This is a genomic window from Nocardioides sp. TF02-7 (genome assembly GCF_022437945.1).
Taxonomy (GTDB): Bacteria; Actinomycetota; Actinomycetes; order Propionibacteriales; family Nocardioidaceae; genus Nocardioides.
The window spans coordinates 4,315,284-4,332,799 of record NZ_CP092535.1 but is presented as its reverse complement, the minus strand read 5'-3'; the positions used below and the strand labels follow the sequence as shown (position 1 = coordinate 4,332,799).

Annotated in this window: 15 protein-coding genes, 4 pseudogenes and 1 riboswitch; of the genes and pseudogenes, 12 read left to right on the top strand and 7 right to left on the bottom strand. The window is 72.6% G+C overall.

Annotated elements, in window-relative coordinates; genetic code table 11:
• Position 1: 1 nt before the first annotated feature.
• From MF408_RS22520 to MF408_RS22470, 11 genes and pseudogenes are all read left to right on the top strand, one after another.
• Positions 2-635, top strand: a pseudogene (locus MF408_RS22520) (CDP-alcohol phosphatidyltransferase family protein).
• Entirely contained in the window at positions 628-1,494 is an 867-nt protein-coding gene (locus MF408_RS22515; protein ID WP_240249487.1) for a DUF881 domain-containing protein, read from the top strand. The pseudogene MF408_RS22520 and the gene MF408_RS22515 overlap by 8 nt, the downstream one beginning before the upstream one ends.
• On the top strand, positions 1,491-1,823 hold the full coding sequence (locus MF408_RS22510; RefSeq protein ID WP_240249486.1) for a small basic family protein: 333 nt from the start codon (positions 1,491-1,493) through the stop codon (positions 1,821-1,823). Before MF408_RS22515 ends, MF408_RS22510 begins: the two co-directional genes overlap by 4 nt.
• Positions 1,816-2,562 carry a DUF881 domain-containing protein gene (locus MF408_RS22505; protein WP_240249485.1) on the top strand — a complete coding sequence of 249 codons (747 nt, stop codon included), beginning with the start codon at positions 1,816-1,818 and terminating at the stop codon, positions 2,560-2,562. The genes MF408_RS22510 and MF408_RS22505 overlap by 8 nt, the downstream gene beginning before the upstream one ends.
• A 66-nt stretch (positions 2,563-2,628) precedes the next feature.
• Positions 2,629-3,015, top strand: coding sequence for a glycine cleavage system protein GcvH (gene gcvH / locus MF408_RS22500; protein WP_345893796.1), 387 nt, complete (start codon positions 2,629-2,631; stop codon positions 3,013-3,015).
• A gap of 97 nt (positions 3,016-3,112) precedes the next feature.
• Positions 3,113-3,620, top strand: a pseudogene (locus MF408_RS22495) (FHA domain-containing protein).
• Between the two features lie 4 nt (positions 3,621-3,624).
• On the top strand, positions 3,625-4,407 hold the full coding sequence (locus MF408_RS22490) for a MerR family transcriptional regulator (RefSeq protein WP_240249483.1): 783 nt from the start codon (positions 3,625-3,627) through the stop codon (positions 4,405-4,407).
• Entirely contained in the window at positions 4,389-4,856 is a 468-nt protein-coding gene (locus tag MF408_RS22485; RefSeq protein ID WP_240249482.1) for a bifunctional nuclease family protein, read from the top strand. Before MF408_RS22490 ends, MF408_RS22485 begins: the two co-directional genes overlap by 19 nt.
• Positions 4,857-5,009: 153 nt before the next feature.
• On the top strand, positions 5,010-5,612 hold the full coding sequence (locus MF408_RS22480) for a MerR family transcriptional regulator (protein ID WP_275693269.1): 603 nt from the start codon (positions 5,010-5,012) through the stop codon (positions 5,610-5,612).
• Between the two features lie 27 nt (positions 5,613-5,639).
• A riboswitch (glycine riboswitch) is annotated at positions 5,640-5,730 on the top strand.
• A 132-nt stretch (positions 5,731-5,862) separates the two neighbouring features.
• A pseudogene (gene gcvP / locus MF408_RS22475) lies at positions 5,863-8,633 on the top strand (aminomethyl-transferring glycine dehydrogenase).
• Positions 8,634-8,653: 20 nt separating this feature from the next.
• Positions 8,654-9,916: a zinc-dependent alcohol dehydrogenase gene (locus MF408_RS22470; RefSeq protein ID WP_345893795.1), complete on the top strand. Its 1,263-nt coding sequence runs from the start codon at positions 8,654-8,656 to the stop codon at positions 9,914-9,916.
• An 18-nt stretch (positions 9,917-9,934) separates the two neighbouring features.
• Here the strand turns inward: MF408_RS22470 and MF408_RS26135 are convergent, their stop codons facing one another.
• From MF408_RS26135 to MF408_RS22440, 7 genes and pseudogenes are all read right to left on the bottom strand, one after another.
• Complete coding sequence (locus tag MF408_RS26135) at positions 9,935-10,288, bottom strand: metallopeptidase TldD-related protein (protein ID WP_345893794.1); 354 nt, start codon at positions 10,286-10,288, stop codon at positions 9,935-9,937.
• A gap of 139 nt (positions 10,289-10,427) precedes the next feature.
• A pseudogene (locus MF408_RS26130) lies at positions 10,428-10,613 on the bottom strand (TldD/PmbA family protein); the annotation flags it as partial.
• A gap of 705 nt (positions 10,614-11,318) precedes the next feature.
• Positions 11,319-12,845, bottom strand: a complete 1,527-nt coding sequence (locus MF408_RS22460; protein ID WP_240249481.1) for a TldD/PmbA family protein — start codon at positions 12,843-12,845, stop codon at positions 11,319-11,321.
• A gap of 13 nt (positions 12,846-12,858) precedes the next feature.
• Positions 12,859-14,319, bottom strand: coding sequence for a DNA recombination protein RmuC (gene rmuC / locus MF408_RS22455; protein WP_240249480.1), 1,461 nt, complete (start codon positions 14,317-14,319; stop codon positions 12,859-12,861).
• 67 nt (positions 14,320-14,386) lie between these two features.
• Positions 14,387-14,566: a hypothetical protein gene (locus MF408_RS22450; RefSeq protein ID WP_240249479.1), complete on the bottom strand. Its 180-nt coding sequence runs from the start codon at positions 14,564-14,566 to the stop codon at positions 14,387-14,389.
• Positions 14,567-15,098: 532 nt separating this feature from the next.
• Positions 15,099-16,847, bottom strand: a complete 1,749-nt coding sequence (locus MF408_RS22445; protein WP_240249478.1) for a M1 family aminopeptidase — start codon at positions 16,845-16,847, stop codon at positions 15,099-15,101.
• Positions 16,847-17,179 carry a peptidylprolyl isomerase gene (locus MF408_RS22440; RefSeq protein ID WP_240249477.1) on the bottom strand — a complete coding sequence of 111 codons (333 nt, stop codon included), beginning with the start codon at positions 17,177-17,179 and terminating at the stop codon, positions 16,847-16,849. The genes MF408_RS22445 and MF408_RS22440 overlap by 1 nt, the downstream gene beginning before the upstream one ends.
• Before the next feature lie 62 nt (positions 17,180-17,241).
• On the opposite strand from MF408_RS22440, the gene MF408_RS22435 reads away from it, so the two are divergent.
• Positions 17,242-17,379 carry a hypothetical protein gene (locus MF408_RS22435; RefSeq protein WP_240249476.1) on the top strand — a complete coding sequence of 46 codons (138 nt, stop codon included), beginning with the start codon at positions 17,242-17,244 and terminating at the stop codon, positions 17,377-17,379.
• Positions 17,380-17,516 lie beyond the last annotated feature (137 nt).

Here is a 17,516-nt window from a genome sequence, read left to right as displayed (position 1 = left end):
GGTGTCCTCCGTGGCCGGCCCGACGACGCGCGACGTAGGGGGAGCGGGCGGGCGCGTCGTCACCGTGCCCAACGTGCTGAGCCTGTTGCGGCTCGCCGGCGTGCCGCTGTTCCTGTGGCTGGTGCTCGGCCCGGAGGCCGACGGCTGGGCGCTCCTCGTGCTCGCCGTGTCGGGCGTCACCGACTTCCTCGACGGCTGGCTGGCCCGCAAGCTCGACCAGCAGTCGGTCCTCGGCCAGATCCTCGACCCGGTGGCCGACCGGCTCTACATCCTCGCGGTCGTCGTGGGCCTCGCGCTGCGGGAGATCATCCCGTGGTGGCTCGCGCTGTCGCTGCCGCTGCGCGACCTGCTCCTCTGGGGCCTGGTGCCACTGCTGCGGACCCGCGGCTACAGCGCCCTCCCCGGTGCACTTCCTCGGCAAGGCCGCGACGTTCAACCTGCTCTACGCCTTCCCGCTCCTGCTGCTGGGCGACGGCGACAGCACCGCGGCCACGCTGGCCCAGGTGTTCGGGTGGGCGTTCGCGCTGTGGGGCATCGGTCTGTACTGGTGGGCGGGGCTCCTCTACGCCTGGCAGGTGCGCAAGCTGCTGGCGACCACCGAGCGTCGTCCGGGCCGGGCGGTGCCCGATGGCTGACACCGCCACCGACCCGGCCGAGCGCGTCCGCAAGCCGCTGCTGACCCTCATCACCGAGGAGTCGCTGGAGCGTGACTACCAGCTGGTGGCGCTGCGGCGCGCCACCAGCGGCGGCGAGGTCGGCGGCCACCGCCCGGTCGGCCGGCTGGGCGTGGTCGCGGTGGTGGCGGTGTTCGGGCTGATGGTGTCGCTCGCCGCGGTCCAGACCTCGCGCAACGCCGACACCGACAACGCCGGCCGGGCCACGCTGATCGACCGGATCGAGTCGCGCCGCGAGCGGGTGCAGGCCCTGCAGGCGCGGATCTCGGAGCAGCGCGAGGCCAACCAGAGGGCGGAGCGGATCCTGCTCGACCTCGGTGACCAGCTCAACGCGGTGGAGAGCGACCGCACGCTCCTCGAGACCGTGACCGGGTTCGTGCCCGTCACCGGCGAAGGGGTGCGGATCGAGCTCGACAACGCCGAGTTCGCCGATGCCTCCGAGCAGATCCGCGACTCCGACCTCGCCACCCTCGTCAACGCGCTGTTCACGGCGGGCGCCGAGGCGATCTCCATCAACGGCCAGCGGCTCACCGCCCGCAGCGCGATCCGGAACTCCGGGTCCGCGATCGAGGTCAACAGCGTCGGCATCGCGCCGCCGTACGTCGTGCTCGCCGTCGGCGACTCCGGCACGCTGGCCTCGCGGCTGCTCGACAGCGGCAGTGGGTTGGACTTCAGCGCGCTGGCCCAGCAGTTCGGCTTCGTCGTCGACGTGGAGAATGTCGACGAGCTGCGGCTGCCTGCTGCGCCGCCGCGGCTGCGGGAGCTACGGTCGGTCGCGCAACCGGTCGGAGGACGAGTGGAGGGAGATCTCACGCCGTGATCGCAGTCCTCGGCCTGCTGGTCGGCGTCGCTCTCGGGTTCTGGTTCCAGCCGGACATCCCGGTCGCCCTCGAGTACTACCTCCCGATCGCGGTGGTCGCCGCGCTCGACGCCGTGTTCGGCGCGCTGCGCGCCTACCTCGACGGCATCTTCGACGACAAGGTCTTCGTCGTCTCGTTCATCAGCAACGTCGTGATCGCCTCGGGGATCGTCTACCTCGGCGACCGGCTGGGGGTCGGCGGCCAGCTGTCGACCGGGGTGATCGTCGTCCTCGGGATCCGGATCTTCACCAACGTCGCCGCCATCCGGAGGCATGTGTTCCATGCCTGACACGCCGCCGGAGCGCGAGCCCGCCGACACCGGCCGCCGTCGGATCCGGTCGGCGCTGCTCAAGCCCTCCCGCAGCCAGGTCGTCGTCGCCGTGCTGCTGGCCCTGGTCGGCTTCGCGGCGGTGACGCAGGTGCGGGTCAACGAGGACGACGACCAGTACTCCGGGCAGCGCGAGCAGGACCTGATCGACATCTTCACCGCGCTGTCGGGCACGCGGCAGCGGGCCGAGGAGCAGCTCGCCGAGCTGCAGACGGTCCGCGACGACCTGCGCAGCACCACGAGCAGGCGGCAGGCGGCGCTCACCGAGGCGCAGGACGACGTCGACGAGCTCCGCATGCTGGCCGGGCTGGTGCCGGTCACCGGTCCCGGCATCCGGGTCACGATCACCGAGGAGACCGGTCGGGTCTCCCTGTCGTCGCTGCTCGACACGGTCCAGGAGCTCCGCACGGTCGGCGCCGAGGCGATGCAGCTCAACGCCGAGGCCCGGATCGTCGCCCAGACGTCCTTCGAGGAGACCGAGGGCGGCTTCCTCGTCGACGGCGAGCTGGTCGAGGCGCCGTACGTCCTCGACGTGATCGGCGACCCGTCCGTGCTGGCGTCGTCGCTGGAGTTCCTGCTCGGGCCGCGCAAGCAGCTGGAGGAGGACGGCGCCGCGCTCGACGTCGACGAGCTGGCGGCGCTCGACATCGAGGCGGTGCGCAAGCTCGACGAACCGGATTTCTCCGCACCCGACGAGTGAGGACAGTAGCCTTTCGGCCCACGGCGGGAGCCCCGCACGAGCCGCCCCACGAAACAGGAGATGGACGTGACCCCTGAGGACCTGAAGTACACCGTCGAGCACGAGTGGTTGCGCACGCCGGGAGACCAGCCGGGCTCGCTGCGGGTCGGCATCACCGACTACGCCCAGGACGCCCTCGGCGACATCGTCTACGTGTCGCTCCCCGAGGTCGGCACCGCGTTGACCGCGGGCAGCGCCTGCGGCGAGCTGGAGTCGACCAAGTCCGTCAGCGACATCTACGCACCGGTCAGCGGCGAGGTCGTCGCCCGCAACGAGGCGCTCGACGCGACGCCGGAGCTGGTCAACACCGATCCCTACGGCGCCGGCTGGCTGTTCGAGATCGTGCCGAACGACGCGGCGGAGGCCGACCAGCTGCTCGACGCGGCGTCGTACCAGGCGCAGCTCGACGGCTGAGGCCGCCCGCCCTGGGCTGGCTCCCCCGACGGCCGACTCTGTAGGTTCGAACCATCGACCTCGACCTCACGCTGAGGGAACTCCCTAAGGAGAACTGATGCCCTTCTGCACCGCTTGCGGGCGGCAGAACCCCGACGACGCGCGGTTCTGCTCGCAGTGCGGTACTCGTCTGGTCACGCCCGAACCGGCCGGCGAGCCCAGCGACGCCACCGCGACGATCCAGTTCAGCGGCGAGAAGGTGGAGACCTCGGACCGCCAGCTGAGCCCGATCGACGCCGCCGCCGTCGACGCGCTGCCGGTCGGCCACGCCCTGCTCGTCGTCCAGAAGGGCCCCGGCGCCGGCAGCCGGTTCCTGCTCGACCAGGACGTCGTCAACGCCGGACGGCACCCCCGAGAGCGAGATCTTCCTCGACGACGTGACGGTCTCGCGGCGGCACGCCGTGTTCAACCGCACGGCGGACGGGTTCACCGTCAGCGACGTCGGCAGCCTCAACGGCACCTACGTCAACCGCGACCGGATCGAGACGGTCGTGCTCAAGGACAGCGACGAGGTCCAGATCGGGAAGTACCGGCTGGTGTTCTTCGCCGGGCACGAGGGCCCCTGAGCCGGTGCCGGCCGCGTCCTCCGAGCGCCACGAGCAGGCGCTGCTCAACATCGGCCAGGTCGTCGAGCTGCTGCGGCCCGACCATCCCGACGTCACCATCAGCCGGATCCGGCACTGGGAGGACGAGGGGCTGGTCAAGCCGGAGCGGACGCCGGCGGGCTACCGCAAGTTCACCTACGCCGACGTCGACCGGCTCCGCTACGTGCTGCGGATGAAGCGCGACCACTACCTGCCGCTCAACGTGATCCGCGAGCACCTCGACGCCATCGACCGCGGCCTCGAGCCGCCGCAGCTCGACCCGGTCGTGCCGACGGTGCCGCGGGTGGCGCTCGCGGCCGACGGGCTGCCGGCGCCGGAGTCGTTCCGGCGCACCGACCGGTTCCGGCTCTCCCGCAAGGAGCTGCTCAAGATCGCCGAGGTCGACGAGGAGCTGCTGGGGGCAGCTCGAGGACTACGGCCTGGTGAGCCCCACGGCGACCGGCCACTACGACACCGACGCGCTGATCGTCGCGCAGACCGCCCGCGAGCTCGCCGGCTTCGGTCTCGAGCCGCGCCACCTGCGGGCCGTCAAGACCGCCGCCGACCGCGAGGTCGGCCTCGTGGAGCAGGTGGTCGCGCCCGTACGCCGCGGGCGCGACGCCGCCGCGGCGGCCCGGGCGGAGGAGGCCGTCAGCGAGATCGCGGCCCTCTCGGTGCGGCTCCACGCGACCCTCGTGAAGATCGGCCTGCGCGGGATCTGATCCTCCACCCCGGGAGTAGGGTTGGGGCATGCGCGAGGTGGACGTGATGGGGGTCAGGGTGGAGATGCCCTCCAACCAGCCGATCGTGCTGCTGAGGGAGGTGTCCGGCGAGCGCTACCTCCCGATCTGGATCGGGGCGGTGGAGGCGACCGCGATCGCGTTCGCGCAGCAGGGCGTGGTCCCGCCGCGTCCGCTGACCCACGACCTGATGAAGGACATCCTCGCGGCGACCGGCAACGAGCTCACCGAGGTCCGGATCACCGACGTCAAGGACGGGGTCTTCTACGCGACGCTCGTGTTCGGCTCCGGCGCCGAGGTCAGCGCCCGGCCGTCGGACTCGATCGCGCTGGCGCTCCGCACGGGCACCCAGATCTTCTGCTCCGAGGAGGTGCTCGACGAGGCCGGCCTCGCCGTGCCCGCCGAGCAGGAGGACGAGGTCGAGAAGTTCCGGGAGTTCCTCGACCACGTCTCGCCCGAGGACTTCGAGGCACACTGAGGGGCATTGGAGGGCATTGAAGGGAATGGAGGAGAGCACTGACCCTCGACCTGAGACTGAGGGTTTCGACACGCCGCCGATGTCTTTGACCCCCGCCGACGCGGGTCGTACCTTGAAGGCTCGACCCGTTCTGAGAGAGCTTCGGAGGACCGCGTGAACGAGCAGCAGCCTGACGCCGGCAGCCGGTCCGCCGACGTCGCCGCCGGCGTGGCCGAGGAGCAGGGCCTGCTCTTCACCGACGACGTGTCCCCGCTCCCGAGCGACATCGGCTACCGCGGGCCGACCGCGTGCAACGCCGCGGGCATCACCTACCGACAGCTCGACTACTGGGCCCGCACCGGCCTGATCGAGCCGAGCATCCGCGGCGCCAGCGGGTCGGGGTCGCAGCGGCTCTACTCCTTCCGTGACATCCTCATCCTCAAGGTCGTCAAGCGCCTCCTCGACGCCGGCATCTCGCTGCAGCAGATCCGCACCGCCGTCAGCCACCTCCGCGAGCGCGGCACCGACGACCTGACCCAGGTCACGCTGATGAGCGACGGCGCCTCGGTCTACGAGTGCACCAGCAACGACGAGGTCATCGACCTGCTCCAGGGCGGGCAGGGCGTGTTCGGCATCGCCATCGGCGGCGTGTGGCGCGAGATCGAGGGCACCCTCGCCGAGCTGCCGAGCGAGCACGCCGGTCCCGCCGCGCGCGACGCCGAGCCGGTGCCGGGCGACGAGCTGGCCGCCCGGCGCGCTGCCCGCAACGTGGGCTGACTGCTAGTCTGAACCTGCAGTTGCCGTAGATCCCGCACGGGAGAGTCAGGGCCCGACCCTGCGCCGAAGGGGCAATTCCTCCCCGGAACCTCTCAGGCGCCCGGACCGTGCGGACCAGGCGACTCTGGAGCCGCACCGACGCGGTGACAGAGGGGGAGGGGAACCGTGATCACCCCGATCCGAGGAGCCCCCGCTGTTCTCCGAATTCGTTTCCCGGCACATCGGCCCCGACGAGACCGCGGTCGCGGCGATGCTCGACCGCCTCGGCTACGCCTCGCTCGACGACCTGATGGAGGCCGCCGTCCCGGCCGGCATCCGCAGCAAGGCACCGCTCGACCTGCCCGCCGCGCTGGACGAGTCCGCGGTCGCGGGGGAGCTGCGCTCCCTGGCCACCGCCAACCGGCCGGGCGAGCCGATGATCGGCCTGGGCTACCACGCGACGATCACGCCGGCCGTCATCCGGCGCAACGTCCTCGAGGACCCGAGCTGGTACACCGCCTACACGCCGTACCAGCCCGAGATCTCGCAGGGCCGGCTCGAGGCGCTGCTCAACTTCCAGACCGTGGTCGCCGACCTCACCGGGCTCCCCACCGCCGGCTCCTCGCTGCTCGACGAGGGCACCGCCGCAGCGGAGGCGCTGGCCCTGGTGCACCGTGCCCGCCGCAACCTGACCGGCCCGTTCGTGATCGACGCGGACGCGCTGCCGCAGACCATCGACGTGGTGCGCACCCGCGCCGCGGCGATCGGCACGGAGGTGGTGGTCGCCGACCTCACGGACGGTCTCCCCCGACGGCGAGCTGGCCGGCGTGCTCGTGCAGTACCCCGGCGCGTCCGGTCGCGTGCGCAACCCGCGACCGGTGATCGAGGCGGTCCACGAGCGTGGCGGTCTCGCCGTCGTCGCCGCCGACCTGCTCGCGCTGACCCTGCTGGAGGCGCCCGGCGCGCTCGGCGCCGACGTCGTGGTCGGCTCGGCCCAGCGGTTCGGCGTCCCGCTCTTCTACGGCGGTCCGCACGCCGGCTTCATGAGCGTGACCTCGGGCCTCGAGCGGCAGCTGCCCGGGCGGCTGGTGGGCGTCTCGGTCGACGCCGAGGGCCGGCCGGCGTACCGCCTGGCCCTGCAGACCCGCGAGCAGCACATCCGCCGCGACAAGGCGACGTCCAACATCTGCACCGCCCAGGTGCTGCTGGCGGTGACCGCGGCCATGTACGCCGTCTACCACGGCCCCGACGGACTGCGGGAGATCGCGCGCCGGACCCACGAGCTGGCCGCCCGCGCCGCCGCGTCGCTCGCCGCGGCCGGGCACGAGGTGCTCACGGACGCGTTCTTCGACACCTTCCAGGTGCGGGTGCCCGGCCGCGCCGCCGACGTGGTCGCCGCTGCCCGGGTGCTCGGGATCCACCTGCGCCACGTCGACGAGGACACCGTGGGCCTGTCGTTCTCCGAGATGAGCAGCCCCTCGACCCTCCGGGCGCTGCACTCCGCGTTCGGCGTGACTCCCGCGCGGGTGGAGCCGGTCGACGCCCTTCCGGCCGGGCTGCGGCGCACCACCGCGTTCCTCACGCACCCGGTGTTCAACACCCACCACAACGAGACGTCAATGCTGCGCTACCTCCACAGGCTCAGCAACCGCGACTACGCGCTGGACCGCGGCATGATCCCGCTCGGCTCCTGCACGATGAAGCTCAACGCCACCACCGAGATGGAGCCGATCTCGCTTCCGGGGTTCGCCGACGTGCACCCGTTCGTGCCGGCCGACGACGCCGGCGGCTACCGCCAGCTCGTCGCCGAGCTCGAGGAGTGGCTGGCCGAGGTGACCGGCTACGACCGGGTCTCGGTGCAGCCCAACGCCGGGTCCCAGGGCGAGTTCGCGGGGCTGCTGGCGATCCGCGCCTACCACGTCGCGCGCGGCGAAGAGGCTCGTGACGTCTGTCTGATCCCGTCCTCCGCCCACGGCACCAACGCAGCGTCGGCCGTGATGGCCGGGATGAAGGTGGTGGTGGTCAAGGCCACCGACGACGGCACCGTCGACCTCGACGACCTGCGCGCCAAGTGCGAGCAGCACGCCGACACGCTGGCGGCGATCATGGTGACCTACCCGTCCACCCACGGGGTCTACGAGGAGACCATCTCCGAGCTGTGCGACATGGTCCACGCCCACGGCGGCCAGGTCTACGTCGACGGCGCGAACCTCAACGCGCTGCTCGGCTACGCCAAGCCGGGCGAGTTCGGCGGCGACGTCTCCCCATCTCAACCTGCACAAGACGTTCTGCATCCCGCACGGCGGTGGCGGGCCGGGCGTCGGGCCGGTGGCGGTGCGCGAGCACCTGGCGCCGTACCTCCCGTCGCACCCGCTGCACCCCGAGGACGCGAAGCGCGCCGGCGTGGGCCCGATCAGCGCGGCGCCGTACGGCTCCGCGGGCATCCTGCCGATCTCGTGGGCCTACATCCGGATGATGGGCGCCGAGGGCCTCACCCGGGCGACCGCGGTCGCGGTGCTGTCGGCCAACTACGTCGCCGCCCGCCTCGGCGAGCACTTCCCGGTGCTCTACCGCGGGGAGTCGGGCCTGGTCGCCCACGAGTGCATCCTCGACCTCCGCGAGATCACCAAGCGGACCGGCGTCACCGTCGACGACGTCGCCAAGCGCCTCATCGACCACGGCTTCCACGCGCCGACGATGTCGTTCCCCGTCGCCGGCACGCTGATGGTCGAGCCGACCGAGTCCGAGGACCTCGCCGAGCTCGACCGGTTCTGCGACGCGATGATCGCCATCAAGGCGGAGATCGACCGGGTCGAGACGGGGGAGTGGCCGCTCGAGGAGTCGCCGCTGCGCAACGCCCCGCACACCGGCCGGGCGTTGGTGGCGGACGACTGGCAGCGGCCGTACACCCGGGAGCAGGCGGTCTACCCCGCCGGCATCGACCCGGACAAGTACTGGCCGCCGGTCGCCCGCATCGACCAGGCCTACGGCGACCGCAACCTGGTCTGCGCGTGCCCGCCGATGGAGGCCTACGCGGAGTAGCGGATCCGGCTGCCGCGTGGATGGCCCAGCGGGGTGCGGGTACCTGCCGGAACGGCAGTGACACCGCGTACTCGACACGGAAGGCGGGCCGAGACATGAAGGCAGTGACCTGGCAGGGCGTCGGCGACATGCGCGTGGAGGAGGTCCCCGACCCGCGGATCGAGAAGCCCACCGACGCGATCATCCGGGTCACCTCGACCGGGTTGTGCGGCTCCGACCTGCACCTCTACGACCCGCTCGGCCCGTTCATGGAACCCGGTGACGTGGTGGGCCACGAGCCGATGGGCATCGTCGAGGAGGTCGGCGCCGAGGTCACCGGGCTCGCGGTGGGCGACCGGGTCGTGGTGCCGTTCAACGTGTCCTGCGGGTCGTGCTGGATGTGCGACCAGAAGCTCTACAGCCAGTGCGAGACCACCCAGAACCACGAGCACGGCACCGGCGCCAGCTTCCTCGGCTACAGCAAGCTCTACGGACAGGTGCCGGGCGGGCAGGCGGAGTACCTGCGGGTCCAGTTCGCCGACTTCCTGCCGGTCAAGGTGCCGCACGACCACCCCGACGACCGGTTCCTGTTCCTGTCCGACGTGCTGCCGACCGCCTGGCAGGCGCTGCAGTACGCCGCGGTGCCCGACGGCGGCACCGTGGCCGTGCTCGGTGCCGGGCCGATCGGCGACATGGCGGCCCGGATGGCGGTGCGGTCCGGGCACCGGGTGATCTCCGTCGACCGGGTCCCCGAGCGGCTCGCGCGGGTGGAGGCGTTCGGGGCGGAGGTGCTGAACCTCGACGAGGCCGAGCAGGTCGGCGGGGTGGGGGAGGTGCTGCGCGAGGCGACCGGCGGCCGCGGCCCGGACTCCGTCATCGACGCGGTCGGGCTCGAGGCGCACGGCTCGCCCGCCGCCACCGCGGCGCAGAAGGTGGTCGGGCTCCTGCCCGACGCCCTCGCCGAGCCGCTGATGAAGAACGCGGGGATCGACCGGCTCTCCGCGCTCCACACCGCCATCGACGCCGTCCGTCGCGGCGGCACCATCTCGATCTCCGGCGTCTACGGCGGTGCCGCCGACCCGATGCCGATGATGCAGCTGTTCGACAAGCAGGTGCAGCTCCGGATGGGCCAGGCCAACGTCCGTGCCTGGACCGACGAGCTGCTCGCGATGCTGGTCGACGGCGACCCGTTCGGCGTCGACACCTTCGCCACCCACCACCTGCCGCTGGAGGAGGCGCCCAGCGCCTACGAGCACTTCCAGAAGAAGGAGGAGGGGATGGTGAAGGTGGTGTTCCGGCCGTGAGCCGGGCTCACCGGGCTCTCACATGGCCTGCGACACGCTCGACATGTTGAAGTCCGGCACTCGCAGCGCCGGCGTGGCCGTCCGGCTGAAGTAGTCGTCGCCCCACTCGCGGCTGAAGCTCGGCACGGTCGCGCCGGCGTGGCTGAACCGCCGCAGCAGGTCGACCGGGCTCTCGTTCCAGCGGAAGTTGTTGACGGCGCCGGTGATCTCCCCGTCCTCGACGAGGTAGACGCCGTCACGGGTCAGCCCGGTCAGCAGCAGGCTCTGCGGGTCGACCGCGCGGATGTACCACAGACAGGTCAGCAGCAGCCCGCGCTCGGTGCCGGCGACCAGGTCGTCGACGGTGCCGGTGCCGCCGTCGACCGACAGCACCAGGTTGTCGACGTACGGCGTCACCGGCTGGTCGGTCATCGCCGCCGTCTGCCGCGTCTGGACGAGCGAGGTCAGCTCCCCCGTCGCGGATCCAGTCGGTGCGGTCGAGCGGCAGGCCGTTGTCGAACACCGAGCGCTCGGAGTCGGACGCGGCGACGACGGTGAACGGGCAGCAGGCGAGCGCCTCGTGCGCGGGGTCGGAATACAGGTGGACGCCGGTCCGGGCGATCCGGTCGCCGAGGCGGGTGCCGCTCGGGCGCCTGCTGTAGACGGACTGCCCCTCCCACGCGTCCCGCGCCCCGGCGTACCAGTACGCGTCGATCATCAGGTCGGCGACCGCCGTGGGCGGGAGGATGGTGTCGTAGCGCCCCGCCGGCAGGTCGACCCGCCGCGTGCTCCACGACAGCCGGCGGGCGAGCTCGTCGTCGAGCGCCAGTGGGTCGATGTCGGTGAAGTCGCGGGTGGCGACCCCGACCCAGGCACTGCGGGTCAGCGCGGCGTCCTTCGCGGTGCAGGCGAAGTGCCCGGTCGGCTGCACGTGGCGCAGCCGCAGGCCCGTGCTCGAGCCGAGGTAGAGGGTCGTGACGGCGTGGTCGACGAACCCGTAGAGAAGCCGGTCGTCGGCACCGGCCCGGCGGAACGCCTCGCCCAGCGCGGGCGCCACGGCGTCGTAGACGGTGATGTCGGTGGGCACCGCCGGCTCGTCCCAGTCGGGGGAGACCCGGTCGCGGACCAGCTCGGCCGCGTCCTCGGCGGGCTGCGCGGCGCGGGCGGCGGCATCCGCCGCGGTCACCAGGGCGACGACGTCGTCGCCCGTCGTCGCGCTGCCCGTCGTCGACGCCGCCGCGACCCCCGCCTCCCCGGGCGGCGAAGGACACGACGGTCACGTGCCGCCCGGTCATCTGGCCGTTGGTGGTGAGGGTGTTGCCGGCCCACCGCAGGTTGGCGCTCGTGGTGTCACGGACGATGACGACGCAGTCGTCGGCGGTCGAGGCGGCGAGCGCCTGCTCCACCAGGTCCTGGGGCGTGGTCACTGGCCACCCTCCTCGGCGGTGTTGAGAATCCGTACGTCGCGGAAGAGGGCCGTCGGGCAGCCGTGGCTCACCGCGGCGACCTGCCCGGGCTGGGCCTTGCCGCAGTTGAAGGCGCCGCCCAGCAGCCAGGTCTCGGGCCCGCCGACGGCTTCCATCGAGCCCCAGAAGTCGGTGGTCGTCGCCTGGTAGGCGACGTCGCGGAGCTGGCCGACGACCCTGCCGTCCTCGATCCGGAAGAACCGCTGCCCGGTGAACTGGAAGTTGAACCGCTGCATGTCGATCGACCACGACTTGTCGCCGACCACGTAGATGCCCCGCTCGACCCGGCCGATCAGCTCCTCGGTGGTCGGGCCGCCGGGATCGGGCTGGAGGGAGACGTTGGCCATCCGCTGGATGGGGATGTGGCCGGGGGAGTCGGCGTAGGCGCAGCCGTTGGAGCGGCCGTCCTCGCCACCGAGGTCGGGCATGAGGGCGGCCATCGGCCGGTCGAGCTGGAAGCCGACGAGCACGCCGTCGCGGACGATGTCCCACTGCCGGGTGGCGACCCCCTCGTCGTCGTAGCCGATCGTCGCCAGCCCGTGCTCGACGGTGCGGTCGCCGGTCACGTGCATGACCGGCGACCCGTAGCGCAGGCTGCCGAGCTGGTCGGGGGTGGCGAAGGACGTGCCGGCGTAGTTGGCCTCGTAGCCGAGCGCCCGGTCGAGCTCGGTCGCGTGGCCGATCGACTCGTGGATGGTGAGCCACAGGTTGGACGGGTGGACGACGAGGTCGTAGCGCCCGGCCTCGACGCTCGGCGCCTTCAGCTTGTCGGCGAGCAGGTCGGGGACCTCCGCCAGCTCGGCGTCCCAGTCCCAGGCGCCGTCGGCGGGCGTGCCGACGACGTACTCCCAGCCCCGCCCGACCGGCGGCGCGATGCTCGCCATCGAGTCGAAGACCTCCGAGGTCCCGCCCATCGCCTCGAACGCCGGCTGCAGCCGGACCCGCTGCTGGGTGGTGCGGGTGCCGGCGAGGTCGGCGTAGTACTTGTTCTCCTGCACCGCCAGCAGCGACGCGGTGGCGTGGTCGACCGCGGCGCCGCGGCGCAGCCGCTCGGTCCAGTCGGTCAGCACCGCGGTCTTGTCGGGGGTCGGGACGTCGAACGGGTTCACGGCGTACGACGACACCCAGGTGACGTCGTCGTGCACCGGCTCCGGCGCCAGCTCGACCGGCCGGGTGGTCATCGACGCCGCCACCTCCGCGACGGCGACCGCCGTCTCGGCGACCCGGCGGGCCTCCGCGTCGGTCAGCACCACCCCGGACGCGAACCCCCACGCCCCGCGGTGCACGACGCGGACGGCGAACCCGACGTCGTCGCCGTCGGCCGCTCCCTGGAGGGCGCCGTCGCGGACGAGGATCCGTTGCGAGCGGATCCGCTCGAACCGGAAGTCGGCATGGGTGGCGCCCAGTGCGGCGGCCCGGTCGAGGGCCACCTCGCCGAGCCGGCGGTGGGGGAGGGCGAGGAAGGCGGGGTCGATCCCGGGCATGCCGTGGAACGTATCAAGCGTGCTTGCGCTCGTCCTCCACGATCTCCGCCTCGACCGCCTCGACGGTGTGGCCGGGCAGCTCCAGGCCCAGGTCGAGCTCGTCGCGCTCGAGGTCGGCGATCACCTCGAAGTCACCGCTGGTGAGCGCACGGGGCGCCACGTCGTCGATCATCGCCGGCCGCGGGATCACGGCGGACTCGTCCATCTGGTCCAGCTTGCGGGCGGTCACCAGCACCCGGGTCTCGAGCGAGCCGGCGAAGGCGTTGTAGCTCTTGATCGTGCTCTCGAGCGAGCGACGCAGCTTGTCGGCGTGCTCGGCCATCGTCACGATCCGCCGGTAGAGCTCGCGCCCGAGGTCGAAGAGCTGCTTGGCGTCGTCGGTCAGGACGTCCTGGCGCCAGGTGAACGCCACGGTCTTGAGGATCGCCCAGAGGTTGGTGGGGGTCGCGAGCACCACGCCCTTGCCGAAGGCGTACTCCATCAGCGACGGGTCCGTCTCGAGCGCGGTGGCGAGCAGCTGCTCGTTGGGGATGAACGCGATGGTGAACTCGGGGCTGGCCTTGAGCCCGGTCCAGTAGCTCTTGCCCGCGAGCGCGTCGACGTGGGCGCGGACCTTCTTGGCGTGGTCGACCAGCAGCCGCTGCCGCTCGGCCGGGTCGATGCCGTCGCGGTGGGCGTCGATGAACGCGTTGTAGGGGACCTTCGCGTCGATCGCCATCTGCTTGCCGCCCGGCAGGTTGATGACCATGTCGGGGCGCCGGGAGCCGGAGTCGGCGGTGATCGTGTGCTGCAGCTCGAAGTCGACGCGGGAGAGCAGCCCGGCCGACTCCACGAGGGTGCGCAGCTGGGTCTCGCCCCACACCCCCCGCACCGCGTTGTTGGTGAGCGCGGCGGCGAGGGTGTCGGCGGCCTTCTTCGACTCCGCGACCGACTCCTGCGTGGACCGCAGCTGCTCGGCGAGCTGACCGTGCTGCACCGAGCGCTGCTTCTCCAGCTCGTCGACCCGGCGCCGCATCTCCTGCAGCGACTCCCGCACCGGCGTCAGCGTCTTGAGCACCTGGGTGTGCCCCGACTCGGTGCGCTCGCGCTCGGCCTGTCGCGCCCGCTGCTCCGCCACCAGCTCCCGGTGCTGCTCCCGTGCGGCGTCGAGCGCCTGCCGCAGCTCGTCCAGCGACGCCATCGCGGCGGCGAGCTCGGCCTGCACCTCGGCCCGCGCCTCGCGCTCCCGGCTCAGCAGGTCGGTGCGCTCCGCGGCCTGCTCGGCCTCGAGGCGGGTCAACTCGTGCTGGTGCTCGGCCTCGAGGCGGGTCAGCGCGTGCTGGTGCTCGGTCTCGAGCATGGTGAGCGCCTGCTGGTGCTCGGCCTCGAGGGTGGTGAGCGCCTGCGCCGCTGCCTGGGCGTGGTGGCGGGTTGCAACCACCCACGCCGTGACGGCGCCTGCCACCAGACCGACGACCAGCACTACGAGCTCCATGCCGCCAGTCAAACAGCCCTGCCCGACACAACCCCGCTGCCCACGCCGGGGGACGCCGGGACGTCCGTCACTGCTGCGGGTGGGCGGCCACGACCGCACGACGCCGGTCGAGCTCGTCGACCCGGTCGCGCAACCGGCGCAGCGCCGCCGGCGGCAGGTCGAGGTCGAGCGCCGTGTGCGCGGCGGCCGACGTGGCGTCGTCGAGGTGGGTGATCGGGAAGAACGCCTCGACCGCCACCGCCTGCACCCAGCCCCTGGTGGACGGAGACCACCTGCGGGAGCGCCTCGAAGTACGCCGCGACGTACGGCGCCGTCACCTCGCGCTGCTCCGGGCGCCACATCCCGATGCCGGCGGCCTCGATCTCGTAGTTGGCGACCGACACCCGGCCGGTCAGCCGGTCCCAGGCGAACGCCTTGGCCTCCGGCGTCGGCAGCGACGCGACCGCGCGGGCGTGCTCGACCCGGGCGTGGCCGGTCGGCTCGGCCTCGAGCGCCGCGTCGAGCTCGTCGCGGGTCGCCGCGCCGAGCTCGGCCCGCCGGCGCCTGCAGCCGCCAGCCGAGGTCGGCCTCGAGCTCGATCCCGTCGGGCAGCCCGGCGCCGGTCGACCAGCGGGCGAGCTGCTCGCCGTCGCTGCACGACGCGACCGCCGCGCGGAACGCCGAGAGCCGGAGCTCCGAGCCGGGCTCGGTGCGCTCGATCCTCGCCAGCAGGGCGAGGTGGAGGCGGTCCATCGTGCCCGGCGGCGCGAGCGGCACCGCGGTGTCGAGCACCCACGGCATCAGGTTCCGCACGCCGTCGGCGGTGTCCTCGACCGGCGGGGCCACGGCGAGCAGGTCGGCGACCGCAGCCGGGTCGACCATCGCGTTGTGGAGCCCGAGCCGGACGCTGTTCCACGTCGTCGCCCGCAGCTGCGGGTCGAGCGACGGCGCGAGGCGGGGAGCGCCGCCATCGTGACCAGGTCGGGCGGGGTGACCGCCCAGGTGGTCTCGTCGGCGTCGATCAGCACCGGCGTGTCGGCGGCGACCTCGAACGGGGTCTCCGGCCCGGCGAGCTCCAGCGGCAGGCGCTCCCAGCCGTCGTCGCCGTGGACCGCGACGTTGAGGCGGTGGTGCCGGTCGGCAGGGTGCTCGGCGGGCGGGGTGCGGCGGACGACGCCGGCCGCCCGGTCGAGCTCCAGCAGGTCCGGACCGGGGGTGCGCAGCCAGTCCCGGACGAAGCCGTCGAGGTCGCCGGCGCCGGCCCGGCTCCAGCTCTCGAACAGGTCGTGCATGGTGGCGTTGCCGAACGGGTGCCGGTCGAAGTGATCGCGGACGCCGGCCAGGAACACCTCGTCGCCGAGCCGGGTGGCGAGCTGGCGCAGCACGTTGGACCCGCGCGCGTAGGAGATCCCGTCGAAGTCCTGCAGCGCCGCCAGCGCGTCGACGGCGCCGTTGCCCGCCACCGGGTGGGTGGTCGGCCGCTGGTCGGCGGTGAGACCCCAGACGCGCCGCGAGTACGACTGGTCGACCCACGCGTCGTCGTACTCCGTCGCGTCGGCGGCGACCCGGTAGCCGACGTACTCCGCGAACGACTCGTTGAGCCACAGGTCGTCCCACCACTGCGGGGTGACCAGGTTGCCGAACCACTGGTGCGCCATCTCGTGGGCGATGAGCGCCGCGCGGTAGGAGCGGTCGGCCCGGGTGCTGGGCCGGTCGAAGAGCAGCGGGTCGCGGATGGTGACGCAGCCGGGGTTCTCCATCGCGCCGGCGTTGAACTCGGGGACGAACGCCTGGTGGTAGTCACCGAAGGCGTAGCGGCGCTCGAACAGGCGGTGCAGCTCGTCGAGGCTCTGCCGGGTGAGGGTGAACAGCTCGCCCGCCTCGCGCTCCAGGGTGCCGGCGAGGCTGGCCCGCGAGCTCAGCGAGAGCCGGATGCCGTCGTGGTCCTCGGCCAGGAAGTGGTAGGGCCCGGCGACCAGCGTGACGAAGTACGTCGACAGCGGCGGGGTCGGGCCCAGCCGCCACTGCCGCACGTCGCCCTCGGCCCCCACCTGCTCCGCCCGCGCGTTGCCGACGACGAGCCAGTCCGCCGGCGCCGTCACCGTCATCGTGTACGGCGCCTTGAGGTCGGGCTGGTCGAAGCACGCGAAGACCGTCGGAGCGGCGTCCATGAACGACATGCCGTAGACGTACGCCCGGCCGTCCGCCGGGTCGACGCTGCGGTGCAGCCCCTCGCCGTCGTTGCGGAACGGCATCGTGGCCTCGACGACCAGCTCATGCTCGCCGGCGGCGGGGGAGAGGGGCAGCCGGCCGCGGTCGAGGCCGGCGGGGTCGAGCTCCTGCCCGTCGAGCGTGGCGCGGTGCAGGGCCACCGGCTTGACGTCGACGAACGTGTCGCCGCCAGTGGTCGCGAAGCGGATGGTCGTCGTGGAGGAGAACGTCTCCTCGCTCGCAGCGAGGTCGAGCACGACGTCGTACGACGTCACCGTCAGCGCTCCGCCCCGCTGCGTCGCCTCGTCCCTGGTCAGGCTGCGCCACCGGTTGGTCATCAGCCGACGGTGACCGACTCGATGTCGACCTTGGTGTTGGGCGCGCCGTCGAGCTCGGGCGTCGTGCCGTCGGCGGCGACGTCGGTGATGGTCTGGACGGTGGCCTCGTCGACCGTGCCGAAGACCGTGTAGCTCGGCGGCAGCGGGCTGTCGTCGTAGACGATGAAGAACTGCGACCCGTTGGTGTCGGGGCCGGCGTTGGCCATCGCCAGCGTGCCGGGGCCGTAGGTCTCGGTGCCCTGCAGCTCGTCGGCGAAGGAGTACCCCGGGCCGCCCGCACCGGTGCCGGTCGGGTCGCCGCACTGGAGCACGTAGATGCCCTCGGTCGTCATCCGGTGGCAGGTGGTGCCGTCGAAGTAGCCCCTGCTCGGCGAGGGAGACGAAGGAGTTGACCGTGCACGGCGCGTTGTCGGCGTCGAGCGACAGGGTGAGGTCGCCGACCGACGTGCTGACGGTGGCCGGCACCTGGCCGGCGTGGGCGGCCTCGGTCGGCGGCGGCGTCGCGCTGGCCTCCGTCCCGTCGGGCTCGTAGCTGCAGGCGACGGGGTCGGCGGTGAGGGTCTGGGTGGCGCTCGTCGTGACCTCGGTCGACTCCGGGGACGACGACGTGTCGTCGCGCGCCTCGGTGTCGTCGGAGTCGTCCCCGCACGCCGCGAGGCCGAGAGCGAG